This is a genomic window from Rhodanobacter thiooxydans (assembly GCF_030291135.1).
Lineage (GTDB): Bacteria > Pseudomonadota > Gammaproteobacteria > Xanthomonadales > Rhodanobacteraceae > Rhodanobacter > Rhodanobacter thiooxydans_A.
In genome coordinates, this window is the sequence record NZ_CP127409.1 from 2,498,578 (window position 1) to 2,520,772 (window position 22,195).

Sequence of the window (22,195 nt, forward strand, 5' to 3'; positions counted from 1 at the left end):
CTCAGAACTCCTTCCAGGCACCGGCATCCGCTGCCTCGACGGCGGCGGCGCGCGGCGGCGCCTTGCGCACCGCGGCGAACACCGCCTCGGTGGCACGGACCACATCCTTCGCGCGCTCCGGCGGTGCCGCCTGGGATACCGCGTCGTCGTCGGCCAGGCGGAAGAAGCCCACCTGGCTGGACAGGTCGCCAGCCTGCTCCTGCATGGCGCGGGCGGCGGCCGAGGCCTCTTCCACCAGCGCGGCATTCTGCTGGGTCATCTCGTCCATCTGCATCACGGCGTTGTTGACCTGGTCGATGCCGGCGGACTGCTCCTGGCTGGCCGCGGCGATCTCGGCCACGATGTCGGTGACCTTCTTCACGCTCTCGACGATCTCGGCCAGCGCCTTGCCGGACTGGTTGACCAGTTCCGAGCCGCAGCGCACCTTCTCCTCGCTCTCGGCGATCAGGCCCTTGATCTCCTTCGCCGCGCCGGCGCTGCGCTGCGCCAGGCTGCGCACCTCGCTGGCCACCACCGCGAAACCACGGCCCTGTTCGCCGGCGCGCGCCGCTTCCACCGCCGCGTTCAGCGCCAGCAGGTTGGTCTGGAACGCGATCTCCTGGATCAGCCCCACGATGTCGCCGATCTTGCGGCTGGAGGCGTCGATCTCGCCCATCGCGACAATCGCCTTGCCCGCCACTTCGCCGCCGCGCTCGGCCTGCTCGCGGGCGCCGCGGGCCAGCTGGTTGGCGTGGCTGGCGTTCTCCGCGTTCTGCTTCACGGTGGAGGTCATCTCCTCCATCGACGAGGCGGTTTCCTCCAGGCTGGAAGCCTGTTCCTGCGTGCGCTGGCTCAAGTCGTCGTTGCCGCGCGCGATCTGCTGCGCCGCGCTCGACACCGCATCGGAGCCCTGACGCACCTCGCCCACGATCGCGCCGAGGCGCTCGTCCATGCTGCGGAAGGCGTCCAGCAGCCGGCCCAGCTCGTCGTGCCGCTTGACCTTGATGTCGTGGCCCAGCCGGCCCTCGGCGATGGCATGCGCCACCTTCACCAGATGCGCCAGCGTGCCGCTGATCGAGCGCACCAGCAGGGTCGACACCAGCAGCGCGAACAGCAGGCCGCCAAGCAACGCAAACAGCACCAGGTTGCGCACCAGCTTGTAGCGGCTGACCTGCGCCTGATAGATCTGCCTCACCTCGTCGCTCTGCGCCTGCATCAGCTTGTTGATGGTGTCCACGCGCAGCATCAGCTCCGGACGCACCTGCATTTCCAGCAGGTCACCGGTGCCTCCGTCGTTTTGCGCCAGCGCGTCGTAGATGTCCTTGAGGTCGCCCTGGTATTCCTCGTCGGTGGCGCGATAGGCCTTGTACTTCGCGGTGATGTCCGCGCTCATCGGCATCGCCGACAGCGTCTTGTTGGCCTCGGCGATTTCCTTCTGCAGGCGCTCGGACTCGGCGACCTTCTGCTTCACCTGGTCGGGCTTGCCGATCGCCCCGGCCGCTTCGCCGAGCACGATGAAGTTGGTCAGCGACTTGGCGCGCAGGCTGCCGATCAGCTGCGCCGGCACCATCGCCTCCTCGTAGCTGCGCCGCATTCCCTCGTTCTGCCAGGACATCATGCCAAGGCCGACCGCCGCACCGGCCGCCAGCATCAGCCCGAGCAGCGTGAACACGCCGATCAGGCGCGCCTTGACGGACAGGGTCGGCAACCTGGTGAAACGTGTCATGAATTTCTTGATGTTCATCGTGATTCCCGGATCGGATCAGGCGGCAACTTCGACATTCCGGACGTCCGTCAGCGCGGCATCCAGCGTTTCAACATCTTCCGGACGCATCAGCTTCTCCACGTCCAGCAGCATCACCATGCGCTCGACGTGGGTGGCCAGGCCCTTCAGGTAGCGTGTGTCGACGATCGCGCCCATGTCGGGCACCGGCTTGATCGCCGCCGGCTCGATGTCGACCACGTCGGACACCGCATCCACCACGATGCCGAACAATCGCTCGGCAACCGCCACGATGATCACCACCGTGCTGTCGCCGTAGCTTTCGCGTGCCAGGCCGAAGCGCAGGCGCAGGTCCATGATCGGCACGATCGCGCCACGCAGGTTGAGCACGCCCAGCAGGTAGTCGGGGGTCTGCGGGATACGGGTGACCCGCGACCAGCCGCGGATCTCGCGCACCGACAGGATGTCGACGCCGTATTCCTCGCCGGCCAGGCCGAACGTCAGCTGCTGGACGGTGGGCGCCGTGGCCGCGTTGTCTTCGTACATGAATCATCTACCTCGTGATGGGCGCCTGCGGACGCCCGGCCTCGATGCCTGTATCGGCCTTGCCGGAAAGGACTTGAGTACGCCACCGCCGCCGGGCGGAGCTGCCGCGGGCGCCTCACCGCAAAGAAGCGCTCTCAGAACTCGGTCCAGCCGCCGGCCGCCACGACCGCCCGGGTCGGTTCAGCCGTGCGGGTTGCCGACTTGCGCGACAATGCCACCACGCGCGCCGGGGCCGGCGCCGGTGCTGCCGCGGGCTCTGCCGTCGCGCCGTCAAGCCGGAAGAACTTCATTTGCCGCTGCAGTTCGCCAGCCTGCTCCTGCATCGCGCGCGCCGCCGCCGCGGCCTCTTCCACCAGTGCCGCGTTTTGCTGGGTCACTTCGTCCATCTGCATCACCGCGCGGTTCACCTGGTCGATGCCGGCGGACTGCTCCTGGCTGGCCGCGGCGATCTCGGCGACGATGTCGGTGACTTTCTTGACGCTCTCGACGATACCGGTCAGCGCCACACCGGACTGATCGACCAGCGCGCTGCCGGCCTGCACCCGCTGCACGCTCTCGTTGATCAACCCCTTGATCTCCTTCGCCGCCGCCGCGCTGCGCTGGGACAGGCTGCGCACCTCGCTGGCCACCACGGCGAAACCGCGGCCCTGCTCGCCCGCACGCGCCGCCTCCACCGCCGCATTGAGCGACAGCAGGTTGGTCTGGAACGCGATCTCGTCGATCAGCCCCACGATGTCGGCGATCTTGCGGCTGGAGGCGTTGATCTCGCTCATCGCCGCCACCGCCTGCGCCGCCACTTCGCCGCCGCGCTCGGCCTGCTCGCGCGCACCGCTGGCGAGCTGGTTGGCGTAGCCGGCGTTCTCCGCGTTCTGCTTCACGGTGGAGGTCATCTCCTCCATCGAGGCGGCGGTTTCCTCCAGGCTCGACGCCTGTTCCTGCGTGCGCTGGCTGAGGTCGTCATTGCCCTTGGCGATCTGCTGCGCGGCGCTGCTCACCGCCTGCGAACCGTGCTGCACTTCGCCCACGATGCCGGTCAGCTTGTCGCGCATGCGCACCAGCTCGGCCAGCAGACTGCCGACGGCGAAGCGCCTGCCGCCGTCGTCGTCATCGTTGCCGAGGTCGCCGTCGGCGATGCGTGTGGCCATCGCCACCGCGAAAGCCGGCTCGCCGCCGATGCTGCGGCGGATGCTGCGCATCGATACCCATACCAGAGCGATCACCAGCAGGCCCAGCAGGCCGGCCTTGGCCAGGTTCGCCGTCAACGTGTGGCGGAACTGCGCATCGATGTCGTCGAAGTAGGCGCCGGCGCCGAAGTGCATGCCCCATGGCTGGTAGCGCTCGCTGTAGGTGACCTTGCCCACGACCTTCTTGCTGCCTGGCTTGAGCCAGTCGTAGTAGGTGACGCCGCGGCCGTCTTTCATGTCGACGTCGTGCATCGCCTGGAAGATCGGCTTGCCGTTCTGGTCGGTCATGTCGCGCACGCTGGTGCCCAGCTTGTCCAGCATCACCGGGTGCTCGGTCAGCACGTAGCTGTCATCGAACGCGAACACGTAGCCGGCGCCCTTGTCCCACTGCATGTCGTGGATTTGCGCCAGGGCCCGCTTCTGCGCCTCGGCCTCGCCGAACTCGCCCCTGGCCGCACGCTCGTGGAAGCCGCTGGCCACCGAAACTGCCGACTCGATCTCGCTGCGCAGCAGGCGTTCGAGACCTTCCATCTGGCTGGCGCGGCTCTGCAATGCATTCACCACGGTCAGGCCGAACAGCCCCAGCACGACCACCGTCACCACCATGACAAGCCGCGCATTGAGGCTGAGCCGATCGAAGAACCCACGTATCACGGACAACATGTCGCAAACCTCGACTTCGGAAAAGAAACCCGCCGGCCACGACAGCCATGCGGGGTGGCGTGCAAAGACGCCGAAACCCATCGCCAGCGGAAGCACCCGCTCCGTTCGCGCCCTTCATTGCGCCGCCGCCGCGGCAACGACGTGCCTCAGGCTGCCTTGCTGCGCTGTCCCAGCCGCACCACGCCGCCCACGTCGACGATCAGCGCCACCGAACCGTCACTGAGGATGGTCGCGCCAGACACGCCCTGCACCCGCTGGTAGTGCTTCTCCAGCGACTTGATCACCGCTTGCTGCTGGCCCAGCAGGTCGTCCACCAGCAGGCCCACGCGGCGGCTGTCGTCCTCGATCACCACCACGATGCCGCGCTCGACCTCGGTGATCGCGTCGGCGCAGTCGAAGGCGCGGTGCAGCCGCATCAGCGGCAGGTATTCGCCGCGGAACTGGAACACCTCGCCGCCGCCGGCGATCCGCCGCACCGCCGCGGCTTCGAGCCGCAGCGACTCGACGATCGAGGTCAGCGGCACGATGTAGCGCTCGTGGCCCACGGCCGTGACCAGGCCGTCGATGATCGCCAGGGTCAGCGGCAAGGTGATGGTGAACGTGCTGCCCTTGCCGGACACGCTGCGCACGCCGACGCTGCCGCCCAGATCGCGCACGTTGCGCCGCACGACGTCCATGCCCACGCCACGGCCGGACAGGTCGGTGGCCTGCGCGGCGGTGGAGAAGCCCGGCTGGAAGATCAGCTCGGCCACCTCGGCGTCGCCGAGTTCCTGCCCCGCAGCGATCAGGCCGCGCTGCTGCGCCTTGGCCACGATCGCGGCATGATTGAGCCCGGCGCCGTCGTCGCTGATCCGTACCACGATGTTGCCGCCTTCGTGGTGGGCATCGAGCCTGAGCAGGCCGGTCTCCGGCTTGCCGGCGGCTTTGCGCAGAGCGGGCATTTCCAGGCCGTGGTCGATCGCGTTGCGCACCAGGTGCACCAGCGGGTCGCCGATTTTCTCCAGCACCGTCTTGTCCAGCTCGGTATGTTCGCCGTGCAGCTCGAGCCTGACCTGCTTGCCGAGCTTGCGCTCCAGATCGCGGACCAGCCGCGGGAAGCGGTTGAACACTGAACCGATCGGCAGCATGCGGATGCGCATCACGCTCTCCTGCAGCTCGCGCGTGGCGCGTTCGAGCTGCAGCAGGCCTTCGCGCAGGCGCTCCAGCTGCGAGGGCTGGAAGTTCTCGCCGATGTCGCTGAGCATCGACTGGGTGATCACCAGCTCACCCATCATGTTGATCAGCGCGTCGACCTTGTCGATACCCACGCGGATCGAGCTGCCCTCGGCGGAGGCGACCGCCTCGCGCGGTGGCGCGGCGGCCGGCATGGGCGCAGGAGTGGGGGCGGCAACCACCGCTGGTGCAGCCGCAGCCGCCGGCGTTTCCTCGGCCAGCGCCGCGATGGCCAGCTCGCAGTCGCCGTCTAGCCAGTCGAACACGGCGTCGACGTCACCGCGCGCCACCGCACCGTGCAGGCGCAGCTCCCAGCCGAGATGGCATTCGCCGGGATCGAGATCGGCCAGCCGTGCCGGCGCCCGATCGACGACGAAGGCACGCCGCACCTCCAGCCGGCCCAACTGCTGCAGTTCGCGGAACAGCCGCAGCGGATCGTTGCCGGTCTGCAGCAGGTGCGGCAGTGCGACGAAACGAATGTCCCAGCCACTCGCCGCAGCGGCATTCAATGCGGGCGCAGCCGGCGCCGGCGCCGCCTCGCCGCTGACCAGGCGCACCAGCTCGCCGCGCAGCGCCTCGCTGTCGGCATCGGCCACCGGCTGGCTGTCGGCGGAACGCGCCAGCATGGCGCGCAGGCAGTCGACCGAGCGCAGCAGCAGGTCGATCAATTCCGCATCCACCGCGCGGCGTTCGCTGCGCACTTCCTCCAGCAGCGACTCGGCCACGTGGGTGAACGCGGCGACGTCCGCAAAGCCGAAGGTCGCCGCGCCGCCCTTGATCGAGTGCGCGGCGCGGAAGATCGTGTGCACCAGCTCGTGATCGGTCGAACCCGAGTCCAGCGCCAGCAACGCGGCCTCCATCGCATCCAGCCCTTCCAGGCTTTCCTCGAAGAAGGTCTTGTGGAATTGAGTCAGGTCGACGGCGCCCATGGATCTTCCTTCAGCCCAGCACGCGCTTGACGGTGGCCAGCAGCTGTTCCGGGTCGAACGGCTTGACCAGCCAGCCGGTGGCGCCGGCCGCCTTGCCTTCCATCTTTTTCTCGGTATGCGACTCGGTGGTCAGCATCAGGATCGGCACGCCCTTGTAGGCGTCCATCGTGCGCAGCTCGCGCACCATCGCGATGCCGTCCATCACCGGCATGTTGACGTCGGCCAGCACCAGATCGAACGCGCTGCCACGCGCCACGTCCAGCGCCAGCTGCCCGTTTTCGGCCTCGGCCACCTCGTGCCCGGCGCCGCGCAGGGTGAACGCCACCATGCCGCGCATCGAGACCGAATCGTCTACCGCAAGAATCTTTGCCATGCTGCCACCTCGTTCAGGCCGGCCCTGCGGCCGGCAGTTCCAGAATCCGCGCCAGGCCGAGCAGGCCAGCCGCCTCGTTGAACGTCTCGCTCGCGCCGCGCCAGTCCAGCGCACCGCCGCGCGTCTGCAGCTCACGCCGCAACAGCACCAGCAGCTGCAGCGCCGCCGTATCGACACGCTCCACCTGGCTGGCATCCAGCACCACGCTGGCACCATGTTCCAGCGCACCCAGCAGTTCCGCCTTCAGCACGGCCTGGGCGGCAATGCGGCAATCAGCCGGAAGCACCACCGCGGCCGCGCCGTCCGGCGCCGCCTGCCGCTCGTCCTGTTGCTGCTTCACCGCCCGTTTGCCGGCCATGCCGCCACTCCACGCGCGCTCGTTGGCGCTGACGAGTTGCTTATCGGCCGTCGCCACGATCGCTTTAGGGATCGCCGGCCATGCCCGGGGTCGAACGCGGCTCAAGTTCGCCCGTGCGCGGCCGATGTCCTGCTGGACGAACCCGATCGCACACGGCCCGCGTGCAGGAACCGACTTGATCATCCAACCGACCAGCCTGGCCGCCCTCACCTGGGCCGGTGCCGCTTCCGGCACCAGCGCACAAAGCTGGCGCATCGGCACGGTGCTGTCGGCGCGGCCGCTGGGGGTGAACCCGCAGGGGCTGCTGGTGCTGCAGGTCGGCGCGCTGGCGGTGGAGACGGAACTGCCCGGCAGCCAGTTGCCGGCGCAGTTCCAGGTGCGCGTGCTGAGCCTGGGTGCGCAGCCGCAGCTGGAGGTGCTGGCGCATCCGGTCGACCCGACCTTCCAGCGCGTGCTGCGCGAGCGCCTGCCCCAGCAAAATGGCTATGCCCCCCTGCTGGCCACGCTGGGTACGCTGGCCCAGCGGCCGGTATTGCGCCAGTTGCCGCCGGACCTGCGCACGGCGCTGGCCCTGCTCGAACAATCGCTGCGCACGCCCGCCGAGGTCACCCGCGGCGAAGGCCTGCGCGAGGCGATCAGCCGCAGCGGCCTGTTCTTCGAATCCCGGCTGGCCAGCCCGCACGGCAACCTGGCGGCGCTGGCCGAGGATGACTGGAAAGGTGCCCTGCTGCGCCTGGCCGGACTGCTCGACCGGCGTGCGCCGGCGCCGGCGGCGCCCAACCGCAGCGATGCCGCACCGCCGATGCTGCAGCGTGGCATGCAGGCGCAGCCGCGCGTGCCGCTGCCGCTGGTAGCCGCCGACGACGACGTGGCCCCGCTGCTGGATCGCCTGCACGGCGACGTCAAGGCGGCACTGGCGCGGGTGGAGGTGGCCCAGCTGGAAGCCAGCGCCAGCCCGCTGCCGGCGTGGATGATCGAGATTCCGTTGCAGGGCGAGGGCGGGCGCGACGTGCTGCAGTTGCAGCTGGAGTTCGCCACCGATCCCGCCGATGGCAGCCACGGCTGGACGCTCGGCTTCGCGCTGGACCTGCCTGCACTGGGCCCGGTGCAGGGCGAACTGCAACTGCGCGAACCACGGCTGGCGGTACGCCTGTGGGCCGAACAGGCACAGACCGCGCAGCAGCTGGAACGCCAGTTTGGCCCGCTGCGCCAGCGGCTGGCTGCCTGCGGCGTCCTGCTCGACCAGCTGAGCTGCCAGGTCGGCCTGCCGCAGCCGCCAGGCCGGCACAGCGCCGTACTGCTGCAGGCCACCGCATGAATACGCCGCCGCCCTCGCGCCGGGTCAGCCTGCGGCTGGCCAGCGGCAACCACACCGAGATCAAGCCGATGCCGCCGGAGTCGCTGGACGCCCTGCTGGCGCGCGCCCAGGTGCTGGGCCTGCCGCTGCATCACGATCCGCAGATCGCCGCCCTGCTGGCCTCGCTGCGACTGCGCGAGGATGTGCCGGTGCTGCTCTACGCAGCGGCGGCCTCGGTGCTGGCGGCCGTCTACGACGCAGCGGAAGAATGATCGACCCGACTCACGCCGCGCACCGCTTTCAGGAGCTGGCCGGATGCATCCGCAGGACCAGCTGCGCCTCGTCGCGCGACAGGCCGCAGCGGCTGATCAGTTGTTCCACGTCAGCGCCTTCGCGCGCCAGTTGCTGGGCCAGTTCGTAGGACCGCGGCACCGTCGGCGACGGTTGCCGCTCGATCCGGCCCAGCTGGCGTTCCAGCCGCCCCAGCGCCATCACCAGCATCGAGGTCGGCACGTCGGTGCGAGCATGGGCTGCGTCGTGCGACAGTTCGGCCATCCGCCGCTGCAGCTCGCGCAGTTGGCGCCAGCCGTGGAACAGCAGCGCCGATTGCGCCAGCGCCAGCAACAGCAGGACGCCCACGCCGGTTTCAAGCCACATGACCGTTCCCGTCGTCGGCCCGGCACAGCCGGCGCACGTCGAGCAAGGCCACGAAGCCGCCCTGCCAGGCCAGCACGCCGCTGACCGGATCGTCGTCGCGGCTGGCCCGCCCCGGCGGCGGCGGCGCGATGTCGATACCGTCGCTGCACAGCAGTTCGCCGACGGCATCCACGCGCAGGCCGACCCACTGCCCCGCCTGCGACAGCATCACCACGCGCACCGTGGCCGGCTCCGCCGCCGGCAGCACCGGCAGGCCCAGCCGCCGCCGGCCGTCCATCACCGGCACGATGCGCCCGCGCAGGTGGCGCACGCCGAGCAGGTCAGGGGCTGCGCCCGGCACCGGCGTCAGCTCGCCGTCGCGGATCACTTCACTGACCTCGTCCAGCGGCGCGGCATACAGTTGCGTGCCGATCCGGAACGACAGCCAGTGGCGGCCCTCCGCGGCGCGGTCAGCGGCAGTGACGTTCATGCGATGACTCCACGATCGTGCGGCCCGCTCATGGGACGGAGCGGGTCGGGGGGGCGCGTTCGGAGCGGCTGTCCGGAGGGGCGCCGGCGTTCGGCATCGCCGCCGCGACGGCAGCCGGTACGGCGGCGGGCGCGCTGTCTGCCGCGCCGGTGCCGGGCACCGCCGGCGTCAGCGGCACGATGGCGCGCACGGTAGGCAGCACGCTGGGAGCCGATGCCTCGGCCACGCCGGCATGCTGGCCGAGGTCGTCGGCGTCGCTGTGCTCGCGCGGCGGCAGCGAGCTGTTGCCCATCACCACCACCAGTACGCGGCGATTCTGGTTGCGCCCTTCCGCGGTGGTGTTGTCGGCCAGCGGATGCATCTCGCCCCAGCCGATGATGCCGAGCCGATCCTGGGCCACCCCGTTGACGGCGAACAGGCGCGCCACGCTGCCCGCGCGCGCGGCCGAGAGTTCCCAGTTCGATGGATACAGCGCGGTGTTGATCGGCATGTCGTCGGTGAAGCCCTCGATGCGCACCGGGTTGGTGAACTCCCCCAGCACCCCGGCGAGGCTGTGCAGGATGCCCTGCGCCGATGTCGACAACTGGGCCACGCCGCTGGGGAACAGGATGTCGGTACGGATCTCGATTTCCAGCCAGTCCACCTTGTTGCGCACGTTGACCAGCTTGCGGTCGATCAGCGGCTGCAGCGCCTTGCGCACCTCGCTCTCGATGCGCCCCAGGTTCTGCTGTGACGACGTGGCGCGATGGGCCACGTCGCGCCCGTTGCCACCGCGCATCGCTATCGGGTGCGGCGGGATCGGCACCGCGATCGGCACCACCGACGCCCCCGACTGGCCCGCCGGCGCGGCGATCGCCGGGTCGATATTGTGCGGCCGGATCCGCGTCGGCGGCAGCGGCGCAATGGCGTGGCTGGAGCCGTTGAACGCCTCGATCAGCGACTCGGACATCACCCGGAACTTGCCCTCGTTGACCACCGAGACTGCATACATCACCACGAAGAACGCAAGCAGCAGGGTCATCAGGTCGGCATAGGGGATCGCCCAGGCTTCGTGGTTCTGGTGTTCCTCGTGCTTGTGCCTTCTCATGCCACGTAACCCTGCAGGCGCGCCTCGATCTGCCGCGGGTTGTCGCCTTGCGCGATCGACACCAGGCCCTCGATCAGGATCTCGCGCATCTGCGTCTGCTTGCTGATCAGGCCCTTCAGCCGCGCCGCCATCGGCAGCATGAACATGTTGGCCAGCGCCACGCCATAGATGGTGGCCACGAAGGCGGCGGCGATGCCATGGCCTAGCTTGCTCGGATCGGCCAGGTTCTGCATCACCGCCATCAACCCCATCACTGCGCCGATGATGCCCAGCGTGGGCGAATAGATGCCGGCCATTTCGAACACCTTGGCGCCGGCCAGTTCGATCGATTCGCGGGTTTCCAGGTCCACTTCCAATACGCTGCGGATCGCCTCCGGCTCGCCGCCGTCGACCAGCAATTGCAGGCCCTTGCTGACGAACGGGTCGGCCTCCGCCTCGATCTGCGGCTCCAGCCCGAGCAAGCCCTGCCGGCGCGAGATTTCGCTCCAGCCGACGATCCGGCTGATCAGGTCGCTCGGCTGGTGCCGGGGTGGCCGGTAGACCATCGAGAGCATCCTGAACGCCTGCTTGAGCACCTTGCCCTGGTTCTGCACCAGCAGGGCGGCGGCCGTGCCGGCGAAGACGATCACGAACGCCGCGGGATTCCACAGCGCACCCACGGTGGAACCCTTGAGGATGGTGCCGACGATGATGACCACGAAGGCCAGAATGGTGCCGATGATGCTTACCAGATCCATGCTGATCAGCCAGTCAGTTGCAGTGAGGTGGAAAGTTGCCCGGTATCACTGGCCAGGCCGGCCAGGTCCATCACCAGCGCCAGCCGGCCGTCGCCGGTGACGGTGGCCCCGGCGACGCCCGGCACGCCGTCGAACAGCGGCCCGAGCGGCTTGACGATGACGTCCTCGCGGCCGAGCACCTCGTGCGCCAGGCAGCCGAGGCGCTGGTGGCCGATGTGCAGTACCACCACATGCCGGCCCGTGGTCGCGGTCGTCGCCGCCCCGGCCCAGCCGACCAGGTTGACCAGCGGCAGGGCACGGCCGCGGTGGCGTGCGACCAGGCGGCCGTCCAGCAGGCAATCCTGGCCGTCGTCGAGTTCGAAAACCTCCTCCACGTTGCCCATCGGCAACGCCAGCAGGCGTGTGTCCACGCGCACCATCAGCACGCGCAGCACCGCCAGGGTCAGCGGTACGGCGAGTTCCAGCTCGCTGCCGTGACCCAGGTTCGAGCGCACCTGCAAGGTGCCGCCGAGTTCGGCCACGCGCGTCTTCACCACGTCCATGCCGACCCCGCGGCCGGAGATGTCGGACACCACCGCCGCAGTGCTGAAGCCGGGACGGAAGATCAATTCGTAGCACTCGCCTTCACTCAGCCGTGCGGCCTGCACGGCATCGATCACGCCCTTCTCCACCGCCTTGCGGCGCAGGATGTCGGGGTCCATGCCGCGGCCGTCGTCGCGCACCGCGATCATGATGCGCTCGCCGCGCTGGCTGGCCGACAGGCATACCCGCCCCTTGCGCGGCTTGCCGGCCTGCTCGCGTTCGCCCGGCAGCTCCACGCCGTGGTCGAGCGCGTTGCGCAGCAGGTGGATCAGCGGGTCGGCCAGCGCCTCGACCAGGCTGCGGTCGAGGTCGGTGCCCTCGCCTTCCAGCACCAGTTCCACGTCCTTGCCGAGCTGGCGCGCCAGGTCGCGCACGATCCGCGGGAAGCGCTGGAACAGCCGCCCCACCGGCTGCATGCGCATGCCCATCACCGCGTTCTGCAATTCGTCGGTGACCCGGTCCAGCTCGCTGGCCGCAGCGGCCAGGGCCTCGCCGTCATGGCGCGCGGCCAGGCTGAGCAGGCGGTTGCGCACCAGCACCAGTTCGCCGGCATGGTTGACCAGCGCATCCAGCCGCGCGGTGTCGACCCGCACGCTGTTTTCCGCCGGCGCCGCATGGTGCGCCACTGTGGCCGCGGCGGCTTTCGGCGCCATCGTTTCGGCCACCGCCGCCGGCGCCACCGCGGCTGCCGCGGCCGGCTGCCCGGCCTTGCCATGCAAGGCGTCCAGCAACGCTTCGAACTCGTCGTCGTCGATCGACGCGGACGCGATCGGCGCGATCGGTAACGCGGCCGGCGCGATGGTACCCGGCGCGGCGGTGCCGTACATGCTGTCCAGCAGGGCCTCGAACTCGCTGTCGTCGATCGCGCCGCCGTCCGCCGACGGAGCCGGCGCAGCCGCCGGCACCACGACCGCAGCCGGCCGGGCTCCCGGCAACAGCGATTCCAGCAACGCCGGCGGCGGCATCGCCAGCGGTGCCCCGGCGCCCACCGCCGCCATCATGCCGTTGAGCAGGTCGAGCGCTTCGAGCAGCGCATCCATGTGGACGGCGCCGAGCACCACCTTGCCGTTGCGGGCCTCGTTGAGCAGGTCCTCGGCGTGGTGGCACAGCACCACCATCGGCTCGAACGCGAGGAACCCGGCACCGCCCTTGACGGTGTGGAAGGCGCGGAACACGGCATTCAGCAGCTCGCCGTCACCCGGCGCCGCTTCCAGGCCGACCAGTTGCTCGTCGAGCCGCTGCAGCAGTTCGCCGGCCTCGACCAGGAAATCCTGGCGCAGCTCGCTGTCGAATTCGGCATTCATGGCCGGCGGCTCGTCAAAACCCGAATTCGCTGAGCAGGCGGTCGGCATCTTCCTGGCTGGACACCTTGGCCGCCTTGGCCGGTGCCTCGCTGCCGGCCAGGGCGCCGGTCAGGCGCACCAGCTCCAGCAGCGACGATTCGACCGTGCCGATGAAGCTGGCGACCTTCTTGATGCGCTGTCCGGTGAGGTCCTGCCACGACTGCGCCAGCACCATGTCGGCGAGGCCGTCGCGGCAGCTGCCGGCGAACGCCACCGCCTCGCGCGCCAGCACCGCGGCGGCGTCGTTGCCGTTGGTCCACTCCAGCACCTGGCCGGCATTGCGCGTCAGCGACTCGGCCTGCGGCCGCATGCGTTCGGCGAAGTCGAGGCTGCGATGCGCGGCCTGCGCGCTCATCTCCAGTGCGTCCTGCAGGTGCTGGCGCGCGTCGGCGATGGCCGGTACGCCGTCCTGGGCCAGATCGCCACCGAGCCGGCGCACCGCGTCGTGCAGGTCGCGGGCCAGCTGGCCGAGCGCGCGGAACAGGTGCTGCTCGCGCTGGCGCACCATCACGTCCAGCGCCTGCTCGAACGCCGGGCCGTCGGGGCTGTTCAACAGGTCGCGCAGTTCGGGCGGCAGCGTCTCGTCGATGGCGAGGGGGGAAGAGACGTTCATGCGCTGACTCCGCTGGCGGCGATCCGTTCGAAGATCTTGGTGAGCTTTTCCTTGAGCGTGACCGCGGTGAACGGCTTGACGATGTAGCCGTTCACGCCGGCCTGTGCGGCGGCGATGATCTGGTCGCGGTTGTTCTCGGCGGTGACCATCAGCACCGGCAGGCCTTTCAGCGAGTCCTCCGCGCGGATCGCGCGCAGCAGGTCGATGCCGGTCATGTTCGGCATGTTCCAGTCGGTCACCACCAGGTCGAACGGCTGGCTGCGCAGCATCGTCAGCGCGTTCTCGCCGTCGTCGGCTTCCTGGATCAGCGGGTTGCTGAAACCCAGCTCGACCAGCAGGTTGCGGACGATCCGCCGCATGGTGGAAAAGTCGTCCACCACCAGGATTTTCATGTTCTTGTCCAAACGCTTTCTCCACGTGCGGTACAGGCCGAGGTCCGGCCGCGGGGATTCATGGGGTTCACTGGATCAATTGCGCCAGCCGGTGAGCCTTGCGCGAAGCCGGATGACCGCCTGCCCATGGATCTGGCAGACGCGCGACTCGCTCACGCCGAGTACGGCGCCGATTTCCTTGAGGTTCAATTCCTGTTCGTAGTACAGCGACATCACCAGCTGCTCGCGCTCGGGCAGGCTGCCGATCGCCTCGGCCAGTGCCTCGCGCATGCCGTCGCGTTCGATGTTCTCCGACGGCCCCAGGCTGCCTTCGTCAGCCACGTCGAGCACCGTGCCTTCCTCGCCGTCGTCCGAGGCGGTGAGGCTGAGCAGGCGCACGCAGGCCGCATCGGCGAGCACCTGGTGGTACTCCTCGGCGCTGATGCCGAGCCGGCGGATCACCTCGGCATCGTCGGCCTCGGCGCCGGTCTCGGTCTCGATCTGGCGGATCGTCTCGGCCACTTCGCGGGTCTTGCGGTGCACCGAGCGCGGGGTCCAGTCGGTGCGGCGCAATTCGTCCAGCATCGCGCCACGAATGCGGATGCCCGCATACGTCTCGAAGCTGGCCCCCTTGTCGTGGGCAAAATGGCGCGCCGCCTCCAGCAAACCGATCATTCCTGCCTGGATCAGGTCGCCCACGTCGACGCTGGCCGGCAACCGCCCCATCAGGTGATAGGCGATCCGTCGGACCAGCGGCGCGTGCCGACGCACCAGTTCGTCGGCACTCTCGCGGGAAAGTTGCAGATATTCCGAAGCCACGCTCATCTCGGCACCCCACCTACCGGTGTTGTCCGGCCACCAAAAAAAGCAATCCGGTCGAGACCCGCGCGGTCGGGTTCCACCCACTTATCGACCGCACCCGCCAGATTCTTGAATGCCAGCGCGGAATGACTCGATGGCCACAGGTCGACGACCGCGCACTGCCGGCGAATGGCCTGGCGCAGGCGCTCGTCATGCGGCACCCAGCCGCCGAATTCGATCACCACGTCGAGGAAGCGGTCGCTGACCCGCGCCAGCTTCTGGTGCAGCGCGCGCGCGTCGCCCTCGTTGCGCACCATGTTGGCGACCATGCGGATGCGGCGTACGCCGAAGTCGCGGCTGAGCACCTTGGTCAGGCCATAGGCGTCAGTCAGCGACGCCGGTTCGTCGCACGCCACCACGATCACCTCGGCGGCGGCGGCGGCGAACATCGTCACGTTGTCGGAAAGGCCGGCGGCGGTATCCACCAGCAGGTATTCGGGCGGCTGCGCCAGTTCGTCGAAGGCGCGGATGATCGCCGCGTGCTCGCCGTTGTCCAGTTGCGCCAGCCGGCGCGCGCCGGAGCCGGCCGGCACCACGCGCAGGCCGCGCGGCGCGCTCAGCATCAGTTCGTCCAGCGTGCACTCGCCGTCGAGCAGGTGGCCGATATGACGCGACGGCGTGAGGCCGAGCATCACGTCGACGTTGGCCAGGCCCATGTCGGCATCCAGCAGCACCACGTCGCGCCCGGCCACCGACAGCGCCATGCCCAGGTTCACCGCCACCGTGCTCTTGCCGACGCCGCCCTTGCCGCCGGCCACCGCGATGGTGCGGCAATGCCGGCGCGCGGCGGGCACAGCGGCCAGCAGGCTGCTGGCCTGGTGCGTGGACGGCAGCTCTGCCACAGGTCGGTCGCTCATGCCCGACAGCATCCGTTTCAGCCCGAAAGCCTGGTCCATTGCCAATACCCCGCTCATGCGCCGGCCACCGCGAAGCCGAAGCGTTCGGCCATCAGGCCGTCGTCGGGCGGCGGGCTCTTCAGTGACTGCGCGGCACGGCACACCAGCACGCGCGCATCCGCCGCGGCGATGTCCTCGGGCACGCGCTGGCCGTCGGTGATGTAGTCCAGCGGCAGCCGGTGGCGGATCAGCACCGACAGCGCGCCGCCCAGGGCCGGGGCTTCATCCAGCTTGGTCAGGATGCAGGCGTGTGGCTTCAACGGCAGGTAGGCGCGCACTGCCTCGTCCAGCGCCTGCGACTGTGCGTTCGCCGCCAATACCAGGCAGGCGCGCAGGTCGCGGGCATCGGCAAGGATTTCCAGTTGCTGGTTGAGCCGCGGGTCGCTGCCGGCAACGCCGGCGGTATCGATCAGCACGGTATGGCTGCCGTGCAGCATCTCCAGCACCTTGCGCAGGCTCGCCGCGTCGTAGGCCGGGTAGACCCGCGCGCCGAGCAGCCGGCCGTAGTGTTCCAGCTGCGCGGCGGCACCGATGCGATAGTGGTCGGTGCTGACCAGCGCCACCTGGTCGGCACCGTGGCGCATCACCGCGCGTGCCGCCAGCTTGGCGATGGTGGTGGTCTTGCCCACGCCGGTCGGCCCGACCAGCGCAACCACGCCGCCGGCGTCGCCGGACAGCTCGCGGCCGCTCACCATCAGGCTGCGGCTGAGCATGCCCAGCGGCAGGTAGCGCGCCTGCTCGGCGTTGATCGGCTCGGGCAGCTCGGCCACCAGGGCCCGCGCCACGTCGGGCTCGATGCCCAGCCGCGTCATCTCGCGCAGGATCCGCGCGCGCAGCGGCTGGCGCCGCTCCATGTCGTTCCAGGCCAGGCTGGACAGCTGCATTTCCAGCATCTCGCGCAGGTCGCCCAGTTCGCTGCGCATCTGCGCGGTGTCCTGCGCGGCGCGCTCCATCAGCGGGTGCATCGCCAGCGTGGCCTTCGCCGCACGCGCGGGCGGCGGTGCGTCCACGGTGGCCGGCGGGCGCAGCGCGGGTTCGATCGTTGCCACGCGGGGTTTCGGCGCCGCCGCGGACTCGGACTCGGCCGGCGGCGCTTCGGGCGCTGGCGCACCATGCCTGGCGGCTTCGCGCATCAGTGCCTCGTCGTAGTCGATCGCCGCAATCAGCTCGATGCCTTCGTCCAGCCGGCGCGTCGACAGGATCACCGCTTCCGGTCCCTGGTCTTCGCGCACTTCGCGCATGGCCTGGCGCATGTCGGGCGCCACGAAACGCTTGATCTTCATTGATGCTTGCTCCGCAAACGGGATTCGGGAGTGGGGAATGGGGAATGGGAAGAGCGGCTCACGGCGAAGTTGCGACGCCTTTGTTTTTTGTTCTGCCTATTCACCATGCCTGCTCCCGATTCCCGGCTTCTCATCGCCCCAAGGCCTGCACCAGTCGCACCCGACGGTTGTCGGGCACTTCGTTGTAAGCGAGTACGTGCAGGTTTTGTGCCACGTGGCGGGTGAAGCGTGCGAGCCACGGCCGCAACAGCGGCGCAACCAGCAAAACCGCGGGCTCACCGCTCAATTCCTGGCGCCGCGCGGCGTCGGCCACGCTCTGCTGCAGGCGGTCGGCCAGGCCCGGTTCCACCGCAGCTCCGGCCACGCCGCCACCGCCGGACAGCGAGCCGAGCAGGATCTGTTCGAGCTCCGGCGCCAGCGTGATCACCGGCACCTCGGTGCCCAGCCCGGTGATCTCCTGCACGATCTGCCGGCCCAGGGCCACGCGCACGGCGGCGGTCAGAACGCCGGGATCCTGACTCTGCCCCGCATGCTCCGCCAATGATTCGACGATGCTGCGCATGTTGCGGATCGGCACCCGCTCGGCCAGCAGGTTCTGCAGCACCTTGACCACCACGCCCAGCGCCATACGCTTGGGCACCAGGTCCTCGACCAGCTTCGGCGCGTTGGCGGCGAGGCGGTCCAGCAGCTGCTGCACGTCCTGGTGGCTGAGCAATTCGTGCGCGTGGCCCTGCAGGATGTGCGACAGGTGCGTGGCGATCACCGTGGCCGGGTCGACCACGGTGTAGCCGTAGCTCTGCGCCAGTTCGCGCTGGCCGCTCTCGATCCACACCGCTTCCAGGCCGAACGCCGGGTCCTGCGTGGCAATGCCCTGCAGCGTGCCGTGCACCTGGCCGGGATTGATCGCCATCAGGCGCTCGTTGTGCACCTCGGCCTCGCCCATCGGCACGCCCATCAGGGTGATCCGGTAGGTGTTCGGACCGAGGTCCAGGTTGTCGCGGATATGCACTGCCGGCACCAGGAAGCCGAGCTCCTGCGACAGCTTGCGGCGCACCGACTTGATCCGCCCCATCAGCTCGCCGCCCTGGTGCACGTCGACCAGCGGGATCAGCCGGTAGCCCACTTCCAGGCCTAGCGGATCGACGCTGGCCACGTCCTCCCAGCCCAGCTCCAGACGCTCGGCCGGCGCGGTGGCGACCGGTTTCTCGGCGACCGACTCGGCCAGCCTGGCGCGGGTCTCGCGCTCGCGCTTCAGGAGCAGCCACGCCACCCCACCGCAACTGGCACCGAGCAGCAGGAACGCCACGTTCGGCATGCCGGGGATCACGCCCATCACGATCAGCACTGCTGCCGCCACGCCGAGCGCACGCGGCTGGCCGAACACCTGGCCGATCACCTGCTTGCCCATGTCCTGCGATTTGGACACGCGGGTGACGATGATCGCCGCGGCGATCGACAGCATCAGTGCCGGCACCTGCGCCACCAGGCCATCGCCGATGGTCAGCAGGGTGTAGGTCTTGGCCGCCTCGCTGGCGGACAGGCCGTGCTGCATCACGCCGACGAAGAAGCCACCGACGATGTTGATGAACAGGATCAGGATGCCGGCGGTGGCGTCGCCACGCACGAATTTCGAGGCACCGTCCATCGAGCCGTAGAAGTCCGCCTCCTCGCGCACTTCCTGGCGACGCTCGCGGGCCTGCTCCTGGGTCAGCAGGCCGGCGTTGAGGTCGGCGTCGATCGCCATCTGCTTGCCCGGCATCGCATCCAGGGTGAAGCGCGCGGTCACTTCCGACACGCGGGTGGCGCCCTTGGTGATCACCACGAAGTTGATCACCACGATGATCGCGAACACCACCAGGCCCACCGCGAAGTTGCCGCCGATGACGAACTCGCCGAACGCCTCGATCACCTTGCCGGCGGCGCCGGGGCCGTCGTGCCCGTGCAGCAGCACCACGCGGGTCGAGGCGATGTTCAGCGCCAGCCGCAGCAGGGTCGCCATCAGTACCACGGTGGGGAACGCGGCGAACTCCAGCGGCCGCATCACGTAGACCACCGCTAAGAGGATCACCAGCGACAGCGCGATGTTGAAGCTGAACAACATGTCGAGCAAGAACGGCGGCAGCGGCAACATCAGCATCGCCAGCATCACCAGCATCATCACCGGCGCGCCAATACCCCGTCGCGCCAGGTGCTTGAAGTTGCCTAGTACATCTGCACCCGTCATGGATTTGACTCGTGGTTATTCGCGGTAAGGCCCCATCAGGTCGGGATCGACCTCGGGGGTTGGCGCTGCCGGTGGTGTCTCGCCCTGCGCCGCGGCTTGCTTCAGCTGGTACACGTAGGCCAGGACCTGGGCCACCGCCACGTACAGCGCGGCGGGGATTTCCCGACCCAGTTCAGTGGTTGCATACAAGGCGCGTGCCAACGGCGGCGCCTCCACCAGCGGGATGCGATGCGAGCCCGCCACCAGGCGGATCTGCGCGGCCAGCACGTCGACGCCCTTGGCAATCACCCGCGGTGCGCCCATGCGGCCGTCGTCGTAGCGCAGGGCCACGGCGAAGTGGGTCGGGTTGACCACCACCACGTCAGCCCGGGGCAGCTCTTCCATCATGCGGCGGCGCGCCTGTGCCTGCTGCACCTGGCGAATGCGCCCCTTCATCTCGGGGTTGCCCTCGCTCTCCTTCATCTCGTCCTTGATCTCCTGCCGGGTCATGCGCAGGTTTTTCGCGTGGTCGAACTTCTGGTAGAGGGCATCGATGCCGCCGATCAGCGCCAGCATCGAGCCGAACCACAGCGCGGCGCGGCCGAGCAGGCCGATCGACTGCACGATTCCGGCCATCACCGAGCCGCGCCCGGTGGCCTGCAACTCGCCCTGCCAGTGCCGCAGCAGCAGGGCCAGCACCGCGCCGATGAAGAGCAGCTTCAACAGCGCCTTGCCCAGCTCGACCAGGCCACGCATCGCGAAAATCTTGCCCAGTCCCTTGATAGGATCGAGTCGCTCGAACTTCGGCTGCAGCGCCTGTGCGCTGAAGTTCAGCCCGCCCAGCAGCAACGGCGCGGCCAGCGTGGCCAGCATCGTCGCCACCGCCACCGGTGCGAACAGGTCGAGCGCCTCGCGCAACGCCGCATGCAGCGTGCGTCCCGGCAAGGCGTCGGAAAACAGCGCCTCGCGCGAATACCCAAGGCCCAGCGAGAAGATTCGCCGCGCATGCAGGAACGCACTCTCGCCGCTGTTCAGCAGTGCCGCCACGCCGGCCAGCACCACCAGCGCGCCGGACAGGTCGCGCGATCGCGGAACCTCGCCTTTCTCGCGCGATTCGCGCAGCTTTTTTTCGGTAGGTTGTTCGGTTTTTTCCTGGTCGCTGTCGTCCGACATTGCCGTCAGCTCCCCAGCAGGTTGCGCATCAGCGACCAGGCGTCATCCTGCAGCGCCTCGAACGCACCCGGCAGGCTGCGCAGTGACAGCCACAAGGCGATGAATCCCAGCGACACCGTGATCGGGAAGCCCACCGCGAACAGGTTCATCGATGGTGCCGCGCGGCTGATCGCGGCAAAGCCGATGTTCACCACCAACAACGAGGTCATCGCCGGCAGGGCGACGCGCACGGCGCCGGAGAACAGCTCCGCCGCGAAGCCGACCACCGCGTGCAGGCCGTTGGTGTCGATCGCCGGCACGCCGGGCGGCAGGCTGCGGAAGCTGTCCGCAAGCAGCGCGATCAGGCGCAAATGGCCGTCCATCGCCAGGAACAGCAAGGTCACCAGCAGCAGGTAGAACTGGCTCAGCACGTTCGAACTGCCGCCGGCATGCGGATTGACCACCTCGGCGAAGCCCAGGCTCATGCTCTGCCCCACCAGTTCGCCGCCGAACGACACCGCCTCGAACACCAGCTTCAGCACGAAGCCCACCGCCGCGCCGATCAGCACCTGCCCGGCCATCGTCGCCACGCCGTCGCCGCTGAGCGGGTCGATCGTCACCGGCGCCAGCGGCGCCAGCACCAGCGACAGCACCACCACCACGCCGATGCGAATGCGTGCCGACACCACCGTCGCACTGAACACCGGCGCCACCAGGCACAGCCCGCTCACCCTGCCGACCGCCCAGAACAGGCTGCCCAGCCACAGCGGCAACTGCGCCAGGTCCAGCGCCGTCATCTGACCGCGCCCGGCAGGCTCTCGATCAGCTGCGCGGTGTACTGCACCAGCAGGCGCAACATCCACGGCCCGGCGATCAGCGCCACCAGCGCCATCGCGATCAGCTTGGGGATGAAGCTCAGGGTCATCTCGTTGATCTGCGTGGCGGCCTGGATCACGCCCACCAGCAGGCCCACTGCCAGCGCGGTGAGCAGCAACGGCGCGGCCACCAGCATCGCCACGTACAGCGCGTGCTGGCCGATTTCCATGATGGATTCGGGGGTCATGCGCGGGCTCCGGTGGCGTGCTTTGCCGCAGCAGTGGCGAAGGTCGTACGCGATGCTCTTGCTGCATTCAAAGCGAAGAGCTTTCGTCTGCCTTCGGCAGCCGAGTTACTTCTCTTTTGCTTGTCCAAAAGAGAAGTAACCAAGAGAAAACGACACCCCGCTTGGCGCTTGCCGGGCTCCTGCCCGGCAAGTCCGTGAGCCAGGGCCGGGCTTTTCGAGCGGGCATCCTGCCCGCGCGAAAAGGCGTTGCCATCCATGGCAGCGCCCGCTGCGCGGCCTGTCGTCCCCGTCTCACCGCCGCGCAAGGGACCCCGGGTAGAGCAGCGGGCCTTCCTGGCCCGCACTCGGTGATAAAGCTGTGAAGCGAAAGCATAAACGGCAAAGCGGAGTCCCACACTGCTGCTGCCTTGCTGCGGTTGTTGCCTTGGCTGCTGCTCTGGCTGTTGCTTTGGCCCTTCTGAAGAGTGCGGGCCACGATGGCCCGCTGCTCTACCCGGGGCCCCTCTGCAGCGGCGGGCGGGCGAAGGAAAGCCCGCAGGGTGGTCGGCAGGGATGCCGGCCAGTTTGGCGTCAGGGCAGGATGCCCTGTCGACAAACCCCGTAGCCCGCACGCG

At 69.0% G+C, this 22,195-nt stretch carries 22 protein-coding genes; 2 read left to right on the forward strand and 20 right to left on the reverse strand.

The annotated features are described in order from the left end of the window. Position 1 precedes the first annotated feature (1 nt). The 6 genes from QQA13_RS11585 to QQA13_RS11610 form a co-directional block, all read right to left on the reverse strand. The gene (locus tag QQA13_RS11585; RefSeq protein WP_108470705.1) at positions 2–1,723 is read right to left on the reverse strand and encodes a methyl-accepting chemotaxis protein; all 1,722 of its coding nucleotides are present in this window, start codon (positions 1,721–1,723) and stop codon (positions 2–4) included. An 18-nt stretch (positions 1,724–1,741) separates the two neighbouring features. Next, positions 1,742–2,248: a chemotaxis protein CheW gene (locus QQA13_RS11590; RefSeq protein ID WP_108470706.1), complete on the reverse strand. Its 507-nt coding sequence runs from the start codon at positions 2,246–2,248 to the stop codon at positions 1,742–1,744. Between the two features lie 134 nt (positions 2,249–2,382). Beyond that, entirely contained in the window at positions 2,383–4,095 is a 1,713-nt protein-coding gene (locus QQA13_RS11595) for a methyl-accepting chemotaxis protein (RefSeq protein ID WP_108470954.1), read from the reverse strand. A gap of 146 nt (positions 4,096–4,241) precedes the next feature. Beyond that, a complete protein-coding gene (locus QQA13_RS11600) occupies positions 4,242–6,236 on the reverse strand; it encodes a chemotaxis protein CheA (protein ID WP_108470707.1) in 1,995 nt (664 codons plus the stop codon). Positions 6,237–6,246: 10 nt separating this feature from the next. Then, complete coding sequence (locus tag QQA13_RS11605) at positions 6,247–6,609, reverse strand: response regulator (protein ID WP_015448487.1); 363 nt, start codon at positions 6,607–6,609, stop codon at positions 6,247–6,249. 13 nt (positions 6,610–6,622) lie between these two features. Then, a complete protein-coding gene (locus QQA13_RS11610; protein ID WP_234411261.1) occupies positions 6,623–7,024 on the reverse strand; it encodes an STAS domain-containing protein in 402 nt (133 codons plus the stop codon). A 118-nt stretch (positions 7,025–7,142) separates the two neighbouring features. Between QQA13_RS11610 and QQA13_RS11615 the strand changes: the two genes are divergently transcribed. Both QQA13_RS11615 and QQA13_RS11620 read left to right on the forward strand, forming a co-directional pair. Further along, a complete protein-coding gene (locus tag QQA13_RS11615) occupies positions 7,143–8,285 on the forward strand; it encodes a flagellar hook-length control protein FliK (RefSeq protein WP_108470708.1) in 1,143 nt (380 codons plus the stop codon). Next, positions 8,282–8,536: a flagellar biosynthesis protein gene (locus QQA13_RS11620; protein WP_108470709.1), complete on the forward strand. Its 255-nt coding sequence runs from the start codon at positions 8,282–8,284 to the stop codon at positions 8,534–8,536. Before QQA13_RS11615 ends, QQA13_RS11620 begins: the two co-directional genes overlap by 4 nt. A gap of 28 nt (positions 8,537–8,564) precedes the next feature. Here the strand turns inward: QQA13_RS11620 and QQA13_RS11625 are convergent, their stop codons facing one another. The 14 genes from QQA13_RS11625 to fliQ all read right to left on the reverse strand — a co-directional run bounded on the left by QQA13_RS11625 (position 8,565) and on the right by fliQ (position 21,581). Next, complete coding sequence (locus QQA13_RS11625) at positions 8,565–8,921, reverse strand: DUF2802 domain-containing protein (protein WP_108470710.1); 357 nt, start codon at positions 8,919–8,921, stop codon at positions 8,565–8,567. After that, positions 8,911–9,390: a chemotaxis protein CheW gene (locus QQA13_RS11630; protein ID WP_108470711.1), complete on the reverse strand. Its 480-nt coding sequence runs from the start codon at positions 9,388–9,390 to the stop codon at positions 8,911–8,913. The genes QQA13_RS11625 and QQA13_RS11630 overlap by 11 nt, the downstream gene beginning before the upstream one ends. A 28-nt stretch (positions 9,391–9,418) precedes the next feature. Continuing rightward, positions 9,419–10,477 carry a flagellar motor protein MotD gene (motD, locus tag QQA13_RS11635; protein WP_108470712.1) on the reverse strand — a complete coding sequence of 353 codons (1,059 nt, stop codon included), beginning with the start codon at positions 10,475–10,477 and terminating at the stop codon, positions 9,419–9,421. Next, positions 10,474–11,214 carry a flagellar motor protein gene (locus QQA13_RS11640; protein WP_108470713.1) on the reverse strand — a complete coding sequence of 247 codons (741 nt, stop codon included), beginning with the start codon at positions 11,212–11,214 and terminating at the stop codon, positions 10,474–10,476. The genes motD and QQA13_RS11640 overlap by 4 nt, the downstream gene beginning before the upstream one ends. A 5-nt stretch (positions 11,215–11,219) precedes the next feature. Continuing rightward, the gene (locus QQA13_RS11645) at positions 11,220–13,100 is read right to left on the reverse strand and encodes a chemotaxis protein CheA (protein WP_108470714.1); all 1,881 of its coding nucleotides are present in this window, start codon (positions 13,098–13,100) and stop codon (positions 11,220–11,222) included. 13 nt (positions 13,101–13,113) lie between these two features. Then, the gene (locus QQA13_RS11650; RefSeq protein WP_108470715.1) at positions 13,114–13,752 is read right to left on the reverse strand and encodes a protein phosphatase CheZ; all 639 of its coding nucleotides are present in this window, start codon (positions 13,750–13,752) and stop codon (positions 13,114–13,116) included. Then, positions 13,749–14,156, reverse strand: coding sequence for a chemotaxis response regulator CheY (cheY, locus tag QQA13_RS11655; protein WP_108470716.1), 408 nt, complete (start codon positions 14,154–14,156; stop codon positions 13,749–13,751). The genes QQA13_RS11650 and cheY overlap by 4 nt, the downstream gene beginning before the upstream one ends. Positions 14,157–14,219: 63 nt before the next feature. Continuing rightward, on the reverse strand, positions 14,220–14,948 hold the full coding sequence (locus QQA13_RS11660) for an RNA polymerase sigma factor FliA (RefSeq protein WP_108470717.1): 729 nt from the start codon (positions 14,946–14,948) through the stop codon (positions 14,220–14,222). Continuing rightward, positions 14,945–15,880, reverse strand: coding sequence for a P-loop NTPase (locus QQA13_RS11665; RefSeq protein WP_108470718.1), 936 nt, complete (start codon positions 15,878–15,880; stop codon positions 14,945–14,947). The genes QQA13_RS11660 and QQA13_RS11665 overlap by 4 nt, the downstream gene beginning before the upstream one ends. A 14-nt stretch (positions 15,881–15,894) precedes the next feature. Next, positions 15,895–17,163: a flagellar biosynthesis protein FlhF gene (gene flhF / locus QQA13_RS11670; RefSeq protein WP_108470719.1), complete on the reverse strand. Its 1,269-nt coding sequence runs from the start codon at positions 17,161–17,163 to the stop codon at positions 15,895–15,897. Positions 17,164–17,293: 130 nt separating this feature from the next. Further along, on the reverse strand, positions 17,294–19,387 hold the full coding sequence (flhA, locus tag QQA13_RS11675; protein ID WP_108470720.1) for a flagellar biosynthesis protein FlhA: 2,094 nt from the start codon (positions 19,385–19,387) through the stop codon (positions 17,294–17,296). 15 nt (positions 19,388–19,402) lie between these two features. After that, entirely contained in the window at positions 19,403–20,539 is a 1,137-nt protein-coding gene (gene flhB, locus QQA13_RS11680) for a flagellar biosynthesis protein FlhB (RefSeq protein ID WP_108470721.1), read from the reverse strand. Positions 20,540–20,544: 5 nt separating this feature from the next. Then, positions 20,545–21,315, reverse strand: coding sequence for a flagellar biosynthetic protein FliR (fliR, locus tag QQA13_RS11685; RefSeq protein ID WP_108470722.1), 771 nt, complete (start codon positions 21,313–21,315; stop codon positions 20,545–20,547). Beyond that, a complete protein-coding gene (gene fliQ / locus QQA13_RS11690) occupies positions 21,312–21,581 on the reverse strand; it encodes a flagellar biosynthesis protein FliQ (RefSeq protein WP_108470723.1) in 270 nt (89 codons plus the stop codon). The genes fliR and fliQ overlap by 4 nt, the downstream gene beginning before the upstream one ends. Positions 21,582–22,195: the final 614 nt, after the last annotated feature.

Coding starts and splice junctions, on each gene's coding strand:
- QQA13_RS11630 (WP_108470711.1), bottom strand. CDS start 9,390: ATGAACGTCACTGCCGCTGACCGCGCCGCGGAGGGCCGCCACTGGCTG.
- flhF (WP_108470719.1), bottom strand. CDS start 17,163: ATGAAGATCAAGCGTTTCGTGGCGCCCGACATGCGCCAGGCCATGCGC.
- QQA13_RS11590 (WP_108470706.1), bottom strand. CDS start 2,248: ATGTACGAAGACAACGCGGCCACGGCGCCCACCGTCCAGCAGCTGACG.
- QQA13_RS11650 (WP_108470715.1), bottom strand. CDS start 13,752: ATGAACGTCTCTTCCCCCCTCGCCATCGACGAGACGCTGCCGCCCGAA.
- QQA13_RS11600 (WP_108470707.1), bottom strand. CDS start 6,236: ATGGGCGCCGTCGACCTGACTCAATTCCACAAGACCTTCTTCGAGGAA.
- QQA13_RS11625 (WP_108470710.1), bottom strand. CDS start 8,921: ATGTGGCTTGAAACCGGCGTGGGCGTCCTGCTGTTGCTGGCGCTGGCG.
- QQA13_RS11665 (WP_108470718.1), bottom strand. CDS start 15,880: ATGGACCAGGCTTTCGGGCTGAAACGGATGCTGTCGGGCATGAGCGAC.
- motD (WP_108470712.1), bottom strand. CDS start 10,477: ATGAGAAGGCACAAGCACGAGGAACACCAGAACCACGAAGCCTGGGCG.
- flhA (WP_108470720.1), bottom strand. CDS start 19,387: ATGACGGGTGCAGATGTACTAGGCAACTTCAAGCACCTGGCGCGACGG.
- fliR (WP_108470722.1), bottom strand. CDS start 21,315: ATGACGGCGCTGGACCTGGCGCAGTTGCCGCTGTGGCTGGGCAGCCTG.
- QQA13_RS11620 (WP_108470709.1), top strand. CDS start 8,282: ATGAATACGCCGCCGCCCTCGCGCCGGGTCAGCCTGCGGCTGGCCAGC.
- flhB (WP_108470721.1), bottom strand. CDS start 20,539: ATGTCGGACGACAGCGACCAGGAAAAAACCGAACAACCTACCGAAAAA.
- QQA13_RS11660 (WP_108470717.1), bottom strand. CDS start 14,948: ATGAGCGTGGCTTCGGAATATCTGCAACTTTCCCGCGAGAGTGCCGAC.
- QQA13_RS11585 (WP_108470705.1), bottom strand. CDS start 1,723: ATGAACATCAAGAAATTCATGACACGTTTCACCAGGTTGCCGACCCTG.
- fliQ (WP_108470723.1), bottom strand. CDS start 21,581: ATGACCCCCGAATCCATCATGGAAATCGGCCAGCACGCGCTGTACGTG.
- QQA13_RS11605 (WP_015448487.1), bottom strand. CDS start 6,609: ATGGCAAAGATTCTTGCGGTAGACGATTCGGTCTCGATGCGCGGCATG.
- QQA13_RS11640 (WP_108470713.1), bottom strand. CDS start 11,214: ATGGATCTGGTAAGCATCATCGGCACCATTCTGGCCTTCGTGGTCATC.
- QQA13_RS11645 (WP_108470714.1), bottom strand. CDS start 13,100: ATGAATGCCGAATTCGACAGCGAGCTGCGCCAGGATTTCCTGGTCGAG.
- QQA13_RS11595 (WP_108470954.1), bottom strand. CDS start 4,095: ATGTTGTCCGTGATACGTGGGTTCTTCGATCGGCTCAGCCTCAATGCG.